The organism is Reichenbachiella sp. (genome assembly GCF_039944555.1).
Classification (GTDB): domain Bacteria; phylum Bacteroidota; class Bacteroidia; order Cytophagales; family Cyclobacteriaceae; genus Reichenbachiella.
The window spans coordinates 199,178-214,347 of record NZ_JBDUYN010000001.1; the positions used below are offsets into that span (position 1 = coordinate 199,178).

A 15,170-nucleotide genomic window follows, 5' to 3' on the forward strand; every position below is an offset into this window, starting at 1 on the left:
AAAACGAAAATATTCCGTCTTATCTTTGGGTTGTTGAGCAATAGCCTTCAATTAACAAAAATCAAAAATGAGAGACTCCTCAAAAAGTGCACTAATTGATCCCTGGAATCGAACAATTGATTACCTGAGGATAGCAGTTACAGATCGTTGTAACTTGAGATGCTTCTATTGCATGCCCGCCGAAGGAATTGATTATTTACCAAAAAAGGAGTTGCTGAGTTATGAAGAGATCATAAGATTGATTGAGATTTTTTCTTCACTGGGGATTAAAAAAATAAGACTGACGGGGGGAGAGCCTTTCCTTAGAAAGGACTTCATGTCTTTACTTGAAAGCATCAAGCGAATTACGGGTATTGAGGCTCTTCATATCACTACCAACGGGGTACTCACGTTTCAGCATTTGGATCAGATGAAAGCCATCGGAATAGATGGTGTCAATCTAAGTTTAGATAGCCTGGATAAAGAGAACTTTCATAAGATTACACGAAGGGATGAGTTTGAAACCGTGATGAAGACGTTGAATGGTCTGCTCGAGCGAGGGATGAATGCCAAAATTAACATGGTTGTGATGCATGGTAAGAATACCCATGAAGTGATTGACATGGCGGAACTAGCCGTTGATAAAAAAGTAAGTGTTCGATTTATTGAGGAAATGCCGTTCAACGGATCCAATCTGTCGACCTCCAAACAAAACTGGAATCATACCAGAATTTTGTCTGAGTTAAATTCACATTTTGGTACACTTCAGAAATTGAATTCAGATCCAAGTAATCCTGCTACCTTGTACAAGGTGCCCGGCCATATTGGAAATTTGGGCATTATTCCAGCCTATTCAAGGACATTTTGTGGGGCCTGTAATAGAATCAGGTTGACCGCTACCGGAACGATCAAAAATTGTCTGTATGACGAAGGCGTGCTTGATGTCAAGGAGCTGCTGAGATCAGACAGAAGTGACGAGGATATTCGTCAGGTGCTCATCTCAACTGTTCAAAAAAGAGAAAAAGATGGATTTGCTGCAGAAAAGAATAGAAAATTGGACAAATCCATTTCCGAGTCCATGTCTACAATTGGAGGATGATCAATGCACAGCCATGATCTTCATCATGCCACTTTCTGGCATAAAACTAAATTTTGAATTCTTATAAGAGTAAAACTTAATACCCATCACAAGCAAAGTAGAGACATCATCGTGTACAGCTGCAACCCCAGGGATAGACAACTGAGCGGTCAATGGTTGAGTCGGAATACGAAGAACCGGTAACATGGTGGTCTCATAAATTCCAACTTTGGCATGTTGCACTTTGTTTGATATAGAGACTTGGTTGCCATTTCTTTCAAAGTTTGAAATGGAAATCAATCGTGCGCATATTTTAAAATTCGTAGCGTCAGAAGGAATCTTCAGTTCTTTTTCGGGAATGAAAGCAGGTACATGTAGAATCATGTGTCCTTTATGAGCACCTTCTCGCAAACAGAACTTGGAAGTAACGCCAGACTCAAATGGGTTTTCAGTGTTGAACTCAAAGTGCTCAAGCTCTTCTTTAGAATCACCCATAGATAAAGGGCTTTCTTTGGTGGGAAATCCCTTGTTGATCATCGAGGCCAGTCGTTTCGAGCTATAGGACTCAGCCATTACTCTCATTTCCTCATCCAGGGAATTGAAGATGGCCTTGCTAATTAGGGTGGCTATTCCAAAATTGTTCTTGGTTATTGATTCTTTGGTTTCAGCTGGTGATTGTGAGGTCGAGGAGAATCTGGTTTCCTGCGGTTGGGCTAGTGTGCCTAGCCCCTCTCCGGAAAACTGGAAAGTGCTACGCAATTCTAAATTTCTTGACATAGTGGATCGTGGTTGAAAATGGTTACGTTGTATAACGCTGGCATTAAATTACTTTTTCTCGTACACTAAGATGTAAAAATTAATTTAATTATCCAAACCGAAAGGCCTTAATATCAGCGTGTTATGATGGGGTGATAAAGATTAAGCAGAATGCCGATAAATTCTTAGGTAAAAGTACTGCAATCGGTAGGGTAATTACCTATGATCGAGAGATGCGTCACCACAAGAGAAGGAGCTTTCCTTTATGGTCTTCATGACGAAGTAACTCTGTACCTGACCAATATTATCAAGCGCTGCAAGGTGATCAGAAATGAAGAGCTGATAGTGCTTCATGTCTTTGACAACTACTTTTAGTAAATAATCAAAATTTCCGGACATATGGTTGCATTCTAAGACCTGGGTAAGTTTTTGAACACCCTCTTCAAATTGTTTCAGGTTTTGTTGAGAGTGCTCCTTCAGTGTTACGCTACAGTAGGCAATCAAATCGTAGCCAAGACTTTTGGGATCAATCTGTATGGTGTATTTTTCTATTATTCCCAGGCGTTCCATTTTCTTAATTCGCTCGTAAGTAGGTGTAATTGTCATACCAATGTGCTCAGCAATTTGCTTCATCTTCATCTTGCTGTCTTCTTGAAGACAATCGAGAATTTTCAGGTCTGTTTGATCAATCATTTTTTCTTTTTCAGGATATAGTAATAAAACAAATTAGAAACAGTATCTGCAAATATGATAATTTTTAGAGTACTATTCTATTGATATAACATGAGATAGATTTTTGCGTCAGATTTAAAGTAAAATCCAAAATGAAAAATCAGTTTAGTCCCGAAAGCCTGATGATGAGTCATGGATATGACCCTAAATTATCAGAAGGAGCAATCAAGTGTCCTATTTTCCAAACGTCTACTTTTGTTTTCAACTCTGCGGAAGAAGGAAAGGCCTTCTTTGAAGTAGCCTATGGGCTCAGGGAGCAGGAGAAAGAAGAGAAGTTAGGGTTGATCTATAGCAGACTAAATAATCCGGATCTTGAGATCCTGGAAAATCGCCTTTGCCTGTGGGATCAGGCCGAGGACTGTGCCGTATTTGAAAGTGGCATGTCTGCGATCTCTACTTGTCTAATGGAGTTTCTAAAACCGGGAGACCTCTTGCTTTTTAGCTCGCCGGTGTACGGGGGTACCGATCATTTTATCAATCACATATTAACCAAATTCGGTATACATGTGGTCGGATTTTACCCGGACAGTACCAAAGAAGAAATTGAATCGATCATCATCGATTCCGGGCATTCAGATCGACTGGCTATGGTATATATTGAAACACCTGCTAACCCGACGAACAGTCTGATTGACATGCGAATGTGCCGAGAAATTGCAGATCATTTTGCCACCAAAGACCAACCTGTGTATTTGGCTGTGGACAATACCTACATGGGACCATTGTGGCAGCATCCGCTAAAGCATGGTGCAGACTTTGTACTGTATTCGGCCACCAAATATATCGGTGGGCACAGCGATGTAATCGCTGGAGCTTGTTTAGGCTCGAAAGAAAATATGACACGGATAAAAGGACTCCGTACCTTCTTAGGCAACATGGCGGGGCCATGGACCGGCTGGCTGCTCATGCGTAGTCTCGAAACCTTAAAAGCAAGAATGGAACTTCAGGCACTGAATGCCGCTAAGGTCGCTGAGTACCTTCGTTCTCATTCTGCCATCTCCAAGGTGCATTATATGGGTTTTATTGATGTTGACAATCCTGAACAGTATGAATTATTCCATAGACAGTGTACATCTGCGGGTGCCATGATTTCTTTTGAAATCGATGGAGGAGAAGCTGAAGCATTTAAGTTCATGAATCAACTGAAATTGGTAAAGCTGGCAGTAAGCCTGGGAAGCACGGAATCGCTTATTCAGCATCCTGCCACGATGACTCATGCCGGAGTCGATCCTGAAGAAAAGTTAAGAATTGGGATCAAAGAGAATTTGATCCGATTATCTGTAGGTGTGGAGAATCCGGAAGACCTGATCTGGGATCTGAAGCAGGCGCTCGATTTGAAATTAGACTTAGCATAACCCAAAGTGATGGCTCCCGGGTTGTGCTCGGGGGTCATATTTTTCTATCAAAGAGGCCCACATAATTGTTAGTTTTTGAAGCCAGAAATTCCTGATACGGACCCGACTGAACAAAAAGCTCTAGTGATTCATCATCAAAGCCACTGAACACTAGGACATGATTCAGCATGAAGTCCAATGTTTTTAATCCGGAATTACTTTTTTGGAGTCCGAGCATAGCCGACTTGTTCCCAACGAAATGTGGAAACACGTCCTGACTGGCGGCGAAATCTATCAAAGACTGGAAATCAGCTGCCTGACTTCCTTCACATACATGTACCAGATACCTAAGCTTCCCCTGATATATAGTTCCTGCCACTTGATGGTCTTGAACAGGAGATTTACGCTGCATAAAGCCAAATTGGAAATGACGTACGGATGAAGCTCTTAACAATCCTTTGAGTTGAAATAATTTGGAAGAGATCATATTTAAAAAGGCAATTCCTTTTGGGTACTGCACTATGAGTAGCATATCTCTTCTCAACCGTTCGCTGTCAATTAAAGACCTCTTCAATTGACCTTTAAAGATGGGTGTAGCACCAATTTTCTTTACATGACTAAAGACTAACTGGTTATACAGGTCATATACCCATTTTCTCTTGAGGTCAAACCAGTTGATCGCCCAAAGTTGTTGCTCCAGGTCAGTACTGGGGTCTGCACTAATGACGGAGGCGGTTAGGTTAGCAGCAATTTTTTTTGAAATGATTTTGTCAAGGCTCATAGAAATTTTTCTTTCAAAATGGAAGCTACTTTTGCTACCCCAGAGCCTCCCTTTTCCTCGAATAAGAAAAGATTTGGCTCTGGCAATACCTCAGGCATATTTGGGTCGATAATATACTTAGGTGTATTCGGTTTGGTATGATGCATCAGTCCCGCTGCTGGATATACGGCAAGCGAAGTACCTACTATCAGAAAAACATCCGCAGATCTTGTTACCTCAATGGCCAAATCCATCATAGGAACCATCTCACCAAACCAGACAATGTGCGGGCGAAGCTGGGCGCCTTGCTCACAAAGGTCTCCGAGATTTAATTCCCAACTGTCCATCTCATACACCAATGATTCGTCTAACGTGCTTCTTGATTTGAACAATTCACCATGCAGATGGATGACGTTGGTCGAACCGGCCTTTTCGTGGAGATTATCTACGTTTTGAGTCACAATGGTCACGTCAAAATCCTTTTCTAATTCAACCAATGCCTGGTGACCCTTATTCGGCTCGGCACTAAGCGCCTGTTTTCTTCTCTGGTTATAGAAATCAAGTACTAACTCGGGATCAGCGTTCCAGCCTTGAGGAGAAGCGACCTCCATGACATCGTGACCTTCCCACAAACCATCGGCGTCTCGAAAGGTTTGAATCCCCGATTCGGCACTGATGCCAGCTCCTGTAAGCACTACAATTTTTTTCATTTTTTTAACTAAAGATAGCTAGGCCAGGTTTTTAATCAGACTCCAGGCTTTTTCCACATGTTTTTTCTGCACATAGGTCTGGCCTATGACCATTCTCAGCGCATATTTGCCTTTGATTTTCGTATGTGTAAGATAGGCATCCCCTGAGGCATTAATACCTGCAACTAAACTTGCGTTGAGTTCATCCAACTTGCTTTCTTCCTGTAGGCCAGGATTGAATCGAAAGCAAACTACATTAAGGATCGGAGTAATAACTATTTCGAAATCTTTGGATGATTCTACTTGCTCAGCAAACCATTCTGCGTAGCCGATATGTTCTCTGAGTCGAGTCTGGATACCTTCTATGCCAAAATCCCTAATGACAAACCACAATTTCAGAGCACGAAATCTTCTTCCCAGAGGTACACCCCAGTCCCGATAGTCCTTAACTTTGCCTCTGGTACTGGTTTTAAGATATTCTGGAAGTATTTCGAAGGTTTTGATTAGTGATTCTGCGTCATGTACAAAATATACTGTACAATCGAAATTGGTAAACATCCATTTGTGTGGGTTGAATACCAGACTGTCAGCTTTATCGATACCTTGAATAAGATAATGGTACTCTGGTAGCATTAATGCCGTTCCAGCATAGGCTGCATCTACATGCAGCCAAACATCATGCTTTTGGCAAATTTTACCAATGGCCTCTACCGGGTCTACAGCCAAAGTACCTGTAGTACCCACGGCGGCTACCACCGCACACGGAATATATCCACTATCCAAATCCTCTTTGATCATTCTTTCCAGCTCTTCTGGAATGATTGCAAGATGGTCATCGACAGCTACCTTCACCAGGTTGTCCACTCCAGCTCCCAAAACCTTCACGGCTTTGTCTATTGATGAATGCGTTTCTGATGAACAATAAAAGCGAAGCTTTTGAGTATCAAACCCGCTTTGATTGATGGACCAGTTGGTCTTTTGCTCTCGCGCCGAAATGAGAGCGGCCAGGGTTGCGGTAGAAGCGGTATCCTGAATACATCCAGTCCATGAATCAGGGATGCTCATCAGAGGTTTAAGCCAATTGATCATCAGTTCTTCGAGCTCAGCTGCCGCCGGGGAGGTTTCCCAAATCATGCACTGCGCACCCAAAGTAGCGGTCAGCATTTCACCCAATACAGAAGGATAACTGGAGTTGCCTGGAAAGTAGGCATGAAAGTTTGGGCTTTGCCAGTGAGTCATACCTGGCAGTATGATGTTTTCAAAGTCTTTGAAAACCTGAGTAAAAGACTCTCCTTTTTCTGGAGGGATTGTTGGCAACTGGCCTATGATATCGCCTGGCTGAGCCTGAGATTTTACCGGATAGTCTTCGATGTTCTCATAGAAATCCGCCATCCAATCTACAAGTTTATGTGCCTCTTCTCTAAATGATTTTTTGTCTAGCATGAATTGATTTTTAGTCTCGTAAAGCTTAGATAAACTGTCTCCAAAATAAAGAGTTTCCTAATTTAAATTTTTATCAAGACTTAAGAATAAAATCATCTGTTTCTATTGTTAATAGAATATTGTTCTACTTCTTAAAGTGGATGCTAACCAAAATCAAACGTGACAAGAGCTGTCATTTTAGATGATTTACATCATATTTCTCATAGATTTCCCCCTTTAGTTTTACACAAAAAAACAGTCATGAGTCAGTACTTGTCAGCCAGTGAGGCCCTGGAATACGTAAAATCAAATGATCGGATTTTTATTCATAGCGTAGCCGCGGCACCCCAAATTTTGATCGATGCACTCACAGAAAGAGCACCGGATCTGGAAAATGTGGAGATCGTTCATTTGCATACAGAGTGTAATGCAAAATATTTGGAAGAGGAATTTAGAAAAAGTTTTAAGGTCAAGTCATTCTTTGTAGGCGCCAATGTTCGAAAGGCCACGCAATCAGGAGATGCGGACTATATCCCGGTGTTTTTGAGTGAAATACCCAAACTGATCAGAGAAACGCTACCCATAGATGTGGCCTTGGTACAAGTGTCACCACCGGATAAACATGGGTACTGTTCATTAGGTGTATCGGTAGATGCCACACATACAGCCGTAGATTGTGCCAAGTTAGTCATTGCTCAGGTCAACAAAAATATGCCTAGAACCTATGGGGATGGTCTCATGCACATCAATAACTTTGACTACTTGGTAGAGCATGATTGTCCGATATATACAGTAACTGTTCCGGAGCCATCCAATGTTGAGCTTCGAATTGGCAGCTATGTGGCCGGTATGGTCGAAGACGGAGCTACCCTACAGATGGGAATAGGTGCCATACCTAATGCCGTCCTGGCCAGTCTGACTAATCATAAGAAATTAGGTATTCATACAGAGATGTTTTCTGATGGCGTAATTCCACTGGTTGAAAAGGGGATTATCACTGGAGAAATGAAAAAATTGTACCCGGAAAGGATAGTTTCCGCCTTTATCATGGGTACACAGAAGCTTTATGATTTTGTTCACGACAATCCTGGCGTTCTGATGATGGATGTGGCTTTCACCAATGACGTATCCATTATTAGAAAAAACCCAAAAGTGACTTCCATCAACAGCGCAATAGAAATAGATCTTACCGGTCAGGTTTGCGCAGACTCCATAGGAACAAAACAGTATTCCGGGGTAGGAGGGCAGATCGATTTTATCCGCGGAGCATCATATTCGGAGGGAGGGAAGCCCATCATAGCACTTTCTTCTGCTACCAATAAGGGAGCGTCCAAAATTGTGCCTGTCCTCAAGGAGGGAGCAGGTGTGGTGTCTACCAGAGCTAACGTACACTACATAGCTACGGAATACGGTATTGCTGATTTATATGGCAAAAGTTTGCAGGAAAGAGCGAGGCTCCTGATCAATATTGCCCATCCTGACCACAGGGAACCTCTGGAAAAGGCTGCCTATCAAAGATTCGGAAGGATGGTTTGAGCTTGACAGCTTTGTAATTCAATCGAATTTCAGTGCTGAAATATTTCTGCCTGAGTGAAAAAGTTTAAATTGGGTTTTTAAAAAAAAGATTTAATCCAATGAACAAAACACTAATTGCGCTCACTTTAGGGGTAGGTCTTTTGGCCTGTACCCCTCAGCAAAATTTTCAGGAAGCTTACGACAGCATCAACGAAGAAGGACTAAAAGCCAGAATTGAGACTTTAGCTTCCGACGAATTTTTAGGCAGAATGCCTTTTACCGAAGGGGAGACCAAAACCATAAACTATCTGAAAGAAGAGTTTCAGAAATTGGGTTTGAAGCCGGGTAACGGGGATAGCTACTTTCAAGAAGTTCCACTGGTCGAACTCACAGCTACCGTAGATACTCAAATGAAAATTACGGGGGGTAATGCAGAGATCAATCTGAATTACTGGGATGATTTCGTGGCATTGACCCGTAGAGTGACAGATTCCGTCCGCATCGAAAATTCTGAAATCATATTTGTGGGTTATGGAACGATAGCACCGGAATATGACTGGAATGATTATGAAGGACTGGATGTAAAAGGCAAGACCGTAATGGTGCTGATCAACGATCCGGGATTTGGCTCCGAGGACAAGTCTTTTTTCAAAGGAAATGAAATGACTTACTATGGCCGCTGGACTTATAAGTATGAAGAAGCTGCCAGACAAGGTGCTGCCGGAATTATCATAGTTCATGAGACGGAACATGCCAGTTATCCCTTCGAAGTCGTTCAGGGCGGTTGGTCAGGAGCCAACCTTTATCTGGAAAACCCAGACAATAACATGTCTCGTTGTATCATTGAAGGGTGGATATCCGAGGAAAGTGCGGATCGGATGTTTACCAATATGGGAATGGATGATTATGATTTCTACCCAGAAGCGAAGAGTCGCGAGTTCAAATCTTTTCCAATGAATCAGCAGCTATCAGTCGGACTCAAAAACAAAATCAAGCGGTCTAAGTCGAACAATGTGGTGGCCAGATATGAAGGGTCTGAAAGGCCAGAGGAGACCATCGTATACAGTGCCCATTGGGATCATTTTGGCGTCGGGAATCCGGTAGATGGAGATTCCATTTATAATGGAGCGGTGGACAATGGGACAGGTGTTGCAGCAATCATTCAAGTGGCAGAGGCCTTTACCAAACTGAATCAACCGACCAAAAGGTCAGTCGTCTTTATGGCGGTAACTGCAGAAGAGCAAGGACTGCTTGGGTCAGCGCATTACTCAGTCAATCCCATTTATGAACCCGCCAAAACAGTGGCCAATTTGAACGTGGATGCCATTCGGCCGATTGGCAGAGTCAATGACTTCTCAATCGTTGGATATGGTCAGTCAGAACTCGACGACTACGCCAAGCGTGCAGTTGAAAAACAGGGACGTTACATTACCCCGGATCCGCACCCGGAATCTGGTGGATTTTTCCGTTCAGACCATTTCAATTTTGCCAGCATTGGTATTCCGGCCCTTTATGGAAAAGGAGCCACAGACAGTGAAGCCAATGGCAAAGCATGGGGTGAGGAGCAATACAAGAAATACACAAGCGAAAACTATCACAAACCCTCAGACGAGTATTCAGAAGATTTTAATGCCGAAGGCGTAAGATTGGATGCGCAGGTACTTTTCGATATTGGATATACATTGGCCAATGAGTCTACTTTTCCAAAGTGGAAAGAGGGTTCTGAGTTTAAGGCGATAAGAGAACAACAATAAATCAGTAAGAGGTTGTCTCAAAAGTCGTCATTTCTCGATGCCTCGAAAAGACCGGGTCGTGTAGACTTTACTTTTTGCCTTTTGAGGCAGCCTCTTATTTCATAAACCGAAAACCCACCGAGAGCTCTATCCTGGCCAGGCTCTCATATTCATCTTCTGCCAACGTGATGGTGCGGGTCTGAGACCCTCTTTTTTCTTTTATTTCATCCAGGAATCCGCTGAGAATGGCAAGCTGAATACTAATTGCTGACTGATCGGATGTAGCTATATCATAACCTCCCGTTACACAGATTCCAGCAGTAACACCAGAAAGCGTAAAGTCCTCGAAGTAGTGAGATTTCTGCTTGTATGTCATCACACCTAGAGAGCCACTGAGTATAATAGCATTCAAATTTTTCTTGGACGTAAATCGAACAAAAAAGGCAGGTCCACCGAAATGCATTTCAATTTGATCACTTATGTTCGCTAACCTTGAATTTCCTTGATCATCAGTGATATAAAACTCGCCACTGTTACTCGAACGGAAGTAGCTGTATTTTATACCATATCCAAACATTCGTGCTTTGGGAAAGTAAGCTGCTTCTGCTCCGATTTGTAAACCCAGTCTAAGCTTGTCTAAATAGTCTTCAGCCACAGCGGAAAGACCTTCTGGATTTGCACCTACGCGATAGGATATTCCTCCTTGAGCTCCGAAATACCACTTTTTTTGAAATTCACGCATATCTGGTAAATTATCAGGAGTGACATACTGTGCCCTTGCCTCTTTTCTGCTTTGGGGCATGCCGGCTTTACATGGATAGGTAAACAATTGTACAGTGTACAGAGAGAAGGTCAAAAGCACGACTTTGGTCAAAGTTTTCATATGGAAAGATTGGATCGCATACAATATTAACTGATTTTGGTTTTGTCGACCTTCCATTTTTTGATATTACCGCTTATTTAATAGTTTTCCCAGCGTCATTTAAATTTGGTATTTTCGACTTTCTGAAAAAACTCGATTTTTTCCAAAGCATATAAACAACAATTAAAATGAGAAAAATATTAATAAGTACGACTGCGGTCTTTTTATCCGTGGTCGGCTGTCAACCTACCGATTCAGGTAAAACAATGAACGATAACCCGCTATTGGCTGAATGGGATACACCATTTGGTGTGCCACCATTCGATCAAATAAAAAATGAACACTACTTGCCAGCCTTTGAGCAAGCGATGACTGAAAACAAAGCTGAAATAGATGCTATTGTGAATAACAATGAGGCGGCAACTTTTGCTAATACCATGGAAGCACTGGAAAGGTCAGGAGCTAAACTGCAAAACACAAGCAGGGTATTTTACGCCGTGGCAGGTGCACATACCAACGATATATTGGATTCGGTTAGAACCGTTATTTCTCCTATGCTATCAAAGCATTATGATTATATCAATCTGAATAAGGGACTGTTTGAAAGAGTAGAAGAGATTTACAATCAATTGGAAGGCTCTGAATTGAACGCTCAACAAAAAAGACTCGTCTCCGAGTCATATAAAAGTTTTGTTCGATCAGGTGTTGGCCTTGAGGGAGCAGAAAAAGAGAGATTACAAGAGATTAACGGACGCTTGTCAGAACTCACGACAAAGTTTGGTCAGAATGTTTTAGCAGAAACCAATAATTTCGAGGCTCATACCACAAACCCGGATGACTACGGTACTTTGACCAGTAGTTTGGTTTCTCTAGCTGCCGCTGAAGCAAAAAAACGTGGACATGAAGAGGGCTGGTCCTTTACTCTGCAGCGGCCGAGCATCAACCCCTTTTTGCAATATTCTCCTAATCGGGAATTGAGGGAAAAACTATTTGAGGGATATGCCATGCGCGCTGACAACGGCAATGAAAACGACAACAAGGAAATCATTGAAGAAATAGCGGCACTTCGTATTGAACGAGCCAATCTATTGGGATACAAAACGCACGCAGACATTCAATTGTCATCAAGTGTGGCACAAACTCCAAAGGCAGTTTTCGATTTCATGGATCAGGTATGGCCAGCGGCATTGAGTTTGGCTAAAGAAGAAAGAGACGCACTCACGCTTGAAATGAAAAAAGATGGTATTGAAGGTGAGCTCAAAGGTTCGGACTGGAGATACTATGTGGAGAAGGTGAGAAAAGCCAAATACAATTTCGATGAGGATGCCATGCGCCCTTATTTCGAATTTACCGCTGTTCGAGACGGGGCCTTTGCATTGGCTAAAAAGCTATTTGGTCTTGAGGTAAGAGAACTTCAGGACATGCCCAAATGGCACGAGGATCAGCAGGTGTTCGAAGTGCTTGAAGCGGATGGAACTCACATTGGTATTTTATACATGGACTTTTTTGCGAGAGAAAGTAAGCGGGGAGGAGCATGGATGAATGCATTGAGGTCGCAATCAAAAATGGATGGTAGTGTAACCCCAATTGTGACCAATAACTTTAATTTCCCAGCACCAACAGCCGACGGGCCGTCATTACTGTCTTTTTCAGAATCACAGACTTTGTTTCATGAATTTGGTCATGCTTTACATGGACTATTTTCAAATGTGACTTACCCTTCACAATCAGGTACCAATGTGCCTAGAGACTTCGTAGAGTTCCCATCGCAGGTGATGGAAAATTGGATGAGTGAGCCCGAGGTACTGAAATTGTATGCGAAGCACTATCAGACCGGAGAAGTCATTCCTGACGAACTGGTCCAAAAAATGAACGATGCCAATGCCTTCAATGAGGGGTTCAGAACAGTTGAATATATGGCTGCAGCCTATTTGGATTTGTCTTGGCATACACTGACTAGCGCTGATGGTATAAAAGCAAGATCTTTCGAAAAAGAAGCGATGAGTAAAATTGGTCTGATTGATCAGATTATTCCCAGATACAGAAGTGGCTACTTCAATCATATTTTTGCAGGAGGGTATTCGGCAGGTTACTATAGCTATTTGTGGTCAGAATTGCTGGATGCAGATTGTTTCCAGGCTTTCAAGGAAACGGATCTTTTCGATCAGGAAACTGCAAAAAAATACCGCACTATGCTAAGCAAAGGTGGTTCGGCTCCAGGGATGGACTTGTACGTAGAGTTTCGTGGTAAGACTCCAGAGATAGGACCTTTATTGGAAAAGAAAGGTTTTAAATAATATTAGAAGAAATGGAATAGAAAACTCGGTCGCCACCTCAAACGAGGAACGACTGGGTTCGCCGAAGTGGAGAGGTCTCAACGACAAGATTTATGGGTGCATTTTGTTGCGCTCGAAATGATGGCGCCAACCGGAATTCTATTCCATTACTTATTTGACAGCTAAGCACACAGGCTATAGGATTTATCTTAAGTTGGAGCTTCGTAATTTATTTGAGCACTTTTGTAACCTTTTGCAGGAAATTTTATCTAACTCCAGATAGTGGTTCCAAATGATGAATTTGTCTGTACAATGAACCGCTTTGCGTTTTTTTTTGTTTATTGTAGAACCGTAAGAAACCTAAAAATAATATCGATGGATAGAAAATCATTTCTCAAAAAAATAAGTGCAGCCTTTATCATAGGCGTTCCTTTGTTGTCTCTGTGGAATTGCTCGTCATCTTCTGAAGACGACCCAACTCCTGATGATATGGATCCGGATGGCAGTACAGCTAGTTGTGTGGATAATGGTACCTCAAGTAGTATAGGGAGTAATCATGGACACACTTTGACTGTATCCAAAGATGACGTTACCACAGGAACCGCAAAAACATATGACATTACAGGAAGTTCAAGCCATGCGCACAGCGTTACAGTGACGGCAGATCATTTTACTACGCTAAAAGACGGATCAAGTGTAACCGTGGAATCAACTTCATCCGGTCATACACACAGTGTTACGATTTCTTGTGCTTGATTAAGCCTGTGGATTAGGAAAATTATCAGATTCGTCCTCACCGGGACGCTTGTGCAAACATTGAAAATCTTTTTCAACCAAGATTCTGACATGGGACTGGTCGGCATTTTCGAACCCGACCAGGTCTGTATTGGTCCAGTTTTTAGCGGTAGATTGAGGAATTTGCACTGTGATGTTGGTGCCATCGAAATCTACTGAAACTTGGTCAAGTTTAGGCGTGTTTGCCAGTTGATAGGTCAGTGACCGGTCACCAAAGTTGATGGCGTCTCCGACCTGTCCGGCTGTTGCAAATTTATCTACTTCGCTTTGGCTCAGGCGAAGTCTGATGAAATTACCATTGATTCTTATTTTCATTTTTCAATTGGTTTAGTTGCCACTATTCAAAATTACATTTTCTTTTCCTGAGTAGATATTGAATGATTCTTTTTTTAAGAACCCAATGAGGGTCATTTGATTTTCCTGTGCTAGTTCAACAGCGAGACTGGAGGGAGCACCTAGGCCGACCACGGCTGTTAGTCCGGCCATTGCGGATTTTTGCACCATCTCAAAACCGAGTCTCCCACTTAGCCAGAGTATTTTATCTGAAAGGTTTATTCGTTGCATACCACAAACTCCAATTAGCTTGTCTAGTGCATTGTGGCGACCAATATCTTCTCGTATGATTAAGAGGTTTCCGCTTAAATCGAATAGAGCTGCGGCGTGAAGCCCTCCTGTATATTTAAAAGTATTTTGATGCTCCTGAATTTGATCGGTGAGTTGTAGTACTATTTCTTGTTTTACTTGAGCAGCCGGATTGACATACTCGGGCAGTTGAGCTGAAATGGATTCTAACACGGCCTTTCCACAAACTCCGCAACTTGAACTGGCGTAGAAGTTTCTTTTAAATTTTTCAGCGTCAAAGGGAAGATCATTTACCAATTCCACTTTGAGTGTATTTTCAGGTTGTTTGGCTTGCATGCAGTATTTGGCAGACAAAATGTCTTCGGAATGGCCAACAATACCTTCTGAGAGCAAAAAACCTCTGGCCAATTCTTCGTCAGCACCCGGTGTCCGCATAGTTACCGCTAAAGAAAACTCTTCCCTTTTAGTTTCAGAACCAAATCCTATTCTGATCTCCAAGGGCTCTTCTCGAACCACCAAGTCATCGGAAGACTTTGCTTCGAGAGCTCTTACTTTCCAAATTTTTGAAGTGGATATACCTATTGTGCTCATTCTCGTATGGATTAAAAGTATAAAGTTAGCAGAGGTTTCGAATATGTAAGATTTGAATAGATATCT

Annotated in this window: 14 protein-coding genes; 6 read left to right on the forward strand and 8 right to left on the reverse strand. The window is 42.2% G+C overall.

What is annotated here, in order from left to right; genetic code table 11:
- Positions 1–67: 67 nt before the first annotated feature.
- The gene (moaA, locus tag ABJD64_RS00775) at positions 68–1,078 is read left to right on the forward strand and encodes a GTP 3',8-cyclase MoaA (protein ID WP_348182137.1); all 1,011 of its coding nucleotides are present in this window, start codon (positions 68–70) and stop codon (positions 1,076–1,078) included.
- Here moaA and ABJD64_RS00780 read toward each other — a convergent pair whose 3' ends face one another.
- Positions 1,079–1,834, reverse strand: coding sequence for a hypothetical protein (locus tag ABJD64_RS00780; RefSeq protein ID WP_348182138.1), 756 nt, complete (start codon positions 1,832–1,834; stop codon positions 1,079–1,081).
- Positions 1,835–2,029: 195 nt separating this feature from the next.
- Positions 2,030–2,506 carry an Lrp/AsnC family transcriptional regulator gene (locus ABJD64_RS00785; protein ID WP_348182139.1) on the reverse strand — a complete coding sequence of 159 codons (477 nt, stop codon included), beginning with the start codon at positions 2,504–2,506 and terminating at the stop codon, positions 2,030–2,032.
- 131 nt (positions 2,507–2,637) lie between these two features.
- Between ABJD64_RS00785 and ABJD64_RS00790 the strand changes: the two genes are divergently transcribed.
- Positions 2,638–3,900, forward strand: coding sequence for a cystathionine gamma-synthase family protein (locus tag ABJD64_RS00790; RefSeq protein ID WP_348182140.1), 1,263 nt, complete (start codon positions 2,638–2,640; stop codon positions 3,898–3,900).
- Between the two features lie 34 nt (positions 3,901–3,934).
- Here the strand turns inward: ABJD64_RS00790 and ABJD64_RS00795 are convergent, their stop codons facing one another.
- From ABJD64_RS00795 to ABJD64_RS00805, 3 genes are read right to left on the reverse strand one after another with little or no spacing between them, the layout of a single operon-like run.
- Positions 3,935–4,660, reverse strand: coding sequence for a hypothetical protein (locus ABJD64_RS00795; RefSeq protein WP_348182141.1), 726 nt, complete (start codon positions 4,658–4,660; stop codon positions 3,935–3,937).
- On the reverse strand, positions 4,657–5,349 hold the full coding sequence (locus tag ABJD64_RS00800) for an NAD-dependent deacylase (RefSeq protein WP_348182142.1): 693 nt from the start codon (positions 5,347–5,349) through the stop codon (positions 4,657–4,659). Before ABJD64_RS00800 ends, ABJD64_RS00795 begins: the two co-directional genes overlap by 4 nt.
- A gap of 18 nt (positions 5,350–5,367) precedes the next feature.
- Positions 5,368–6,771 (reverse strand): pyridoxal-dependent decarboxylase, encoded by a 1,404-nt coding sequence (locus tag ABJD64_RS00805; RefSeq protein WP_348182143.1) that lies wholly within the window; start codon positions 6,769–6,771, stop codon positions 5,368–5,370.
- 240 nt (positions 6,772–7,011) lie between these two features.
- On the opposite strand from ABJD64_RS00805, the gene ABJD64_RS00810 reads away from it, so the two are divergent.
- Together ABJD64_RS00810 and ABJD64_RS00815 are read left to right on the forward strand one after the other, a co-directional pair.
- Positions 7,012–8,286, forward strand: a complete 1,275-nt coding sequence (locus tag ABJD64_RS00810) for an acetyl-CoA hydrolase/transferase C-terminal domain-containing protein (RefSeq protein WP_348182144.1) — start codon at positions 7,012–7,014, stop codon at positions 8,284–8,286.
- Positions 8,287–8,384: 98 nt separating this feature from the next.
- Positions 8,385–10,019 carry a M28 family metallopeptidase gene (locus ABJD64_RS00815; RefSeq protein WP_348182145.1) on the forward strand — a complete coding sequence of 545 codons (1,635 nt, stop codon included), beginning with the start codon at positions 8,385–8,387 and terminating at the stop codon, positions 10,017–10,019.
- Between the two features lie 94 nt (positions 10,020–10,113).
- Here ABJD64_RS00815 and ABJD64_RS00820 read toward each other — a convergent pair whose 3' ends face one another.
- Complete coding sequence (locus ABJD64_RS00820) at positions 10,114–10,881, reverse strand: hypothetical protein (protein ID WP_348182146.1); 768 nt, start codon at positions 10,879–10,881, stop codon at positions 10,114–10,116.
- Between the two features lie 167 nt (positions 10,882–11,048).
- Between ABJD64_RS00820 and ABJD64_RS00825 the strand changes: the two genes are divergently transcribed.
- Together ABJD64_RS00825 and ABJD64_RS00830 are read left to right on the forward strand one after the other, a co-directional pair.
- Positions 11,049–13,157 carry a M3 family metallopeptidase gene (locus ABJD64_RS00825; protein ID WP_348182147.1) on the forward strand — a complete coding sequence of 703 codons (2,109 nt, stop codon included), beginning with the start codon at positions 11,049–11,051 and terminating at the stop codon, positions 13,155–13,157.
- 354 nt (positions 13,158–13,511) lie between these two features.
- Complete coding sequence (locus tag ABJD64_RS00830) at positions 13,512–13,892, forward strand: hypothetical protein (protein ID WP_348182148.1); 381 nt, start codon at positions 13,512–13,514, stop codon at positions 13,890–13,892.
- Here the strand turns inward: ABJD64_RS00830 and ABJD64_RS00835 are convergent, their stop codons facing one another.
- Together ABJD64_RS00835 and fdhD are read right to left on the reverse strand one after the other, a co-directional pair.
- Positions 13,893–14,246, reverse strand: coding sequence for a hypothetical protein (locus ABJD64_RS00835; protein ID WP_348182149.1), 354 nt, complete (start codon positions 14,244–14,246; stop codon positions 13,893–13,895).
- Between the two features lie 12 nt (positions 14,247–14,258).
- Complete coding sequence (gene fdhD / locus ABJD64_RS00840) at positions 14,259–15,104, reverse strand: formate dehydrogenase accessory sulfurtransferase FdhD (protein WP_348182150.1); 846 nt, start codon at positions 15,102–15,104, stop codon at positions 14,259–14,261.
- Positions 15,105–15,170 lie beyond the last annotated feature (66 nt).

Excerpts from the sequence above, each read along its gene's own strand:
- moaA (WP_348182137.1), top strand. The coding sequence starts at position 68 with ATGAGAGACTCCTCAAAAAGTGCACTAATTGATCCCTGGAATCGAACA.
- ABJD64_RS00780 (WP_348182138.1), bottom strand. The coding sequence starts at position 1,834 with ATGTCAAGAAATTTAGAATTGCGTAGCACTTTCCAGTTTTCCGGAGAG.
- ABJD64_RS00785 (WP_348182139.1), bottom strand. The coding sequence starts at position 2,506 with ATGATTGATCAAACAGACCTGAAAATTCTCGATTGTCTTCAAGAAGAC.
- ABJD64_RS00790 (WP_348182140.1), top strand. The coding sequence starts at position 2,638 with ATGAAAAATCAGTTTAGTCCCGAAAGCCTGATGATGAGTCATGGATAT.
- ABJD64_RS00795 (WP_348182141.1), bottom strand. The coding sequence starts at position 4,660 with ATGAGCCTTGACAAAATCATTTCAAAAAAAATTGCTGCTAACCTAACC.
- ABJD64_RS00800 (WP_348182142.1), bottom strand. The coding sequence starts at position 5,349 with ATGAAAAAAATTGTAGTGCTTACAGGAGCTGGCATCAGTGCCGAATCG.
- ABJD64_RS00805 (WP_348182143.1), bottom strand. The coding sequence starts at position 6,771 with ATGCTAGACAAAAAATCATTTAGAGAAGAGGCACATAAACTTGTAGAT.
- ABJD64_RS00810 (WP_348182144.1), top strand. The coding sequence starts at position 7,012 with ATGAGTCAGTACTTGTCAGCCAGTGAGGCCCTGGAATACGTAAAATCA.
- ABJD64_RS00815 (WP_348182145.1), top strand. The coding sequence starts at position 8,385 with ATGAACAAAACACTAATTGCGCTCACTTTAGGGGTAGGTCTTTTGGCC.
- ABJD64_RS00820 (WP_348182146.1), bottom strand. The coding sequence starts at position 10,881 with ATGAAAACTTTGACCAAAGTCGTGCTTTTGACCTTCTCTCTGTACACT.
- ABJD64_RS00825 (WP_348182147.1), top strand. The coding sequence starts at position 11,049 with ATGAGAAAAATATTAATAAGTACGACTGCGGTCTTTTTATCCGTGGTC.
- ABJD64_RS00830 (WP_348182148.1), top strand. The coding sequence starts at position 13,512 with ATGGATAGAAAATCATTTCTCAAAAAAATAAGTGCAGCCTTTATCATA.
- ABJD64_RS00835 (WP_348182149.1), bottom strand. The coding sequence starts at position 14,246 with ATGAAAATAAGAATCAATGGTAATTTCATCAGACTTCGCCTGAGCCAA.
- fdhD (WP_348182150.1), bottom strand. The coding sequence starts at position 15,104 with ATGAGCACAATAGGTATATCCACTTCAAAAATTTGGAAAGTAAGAGCT.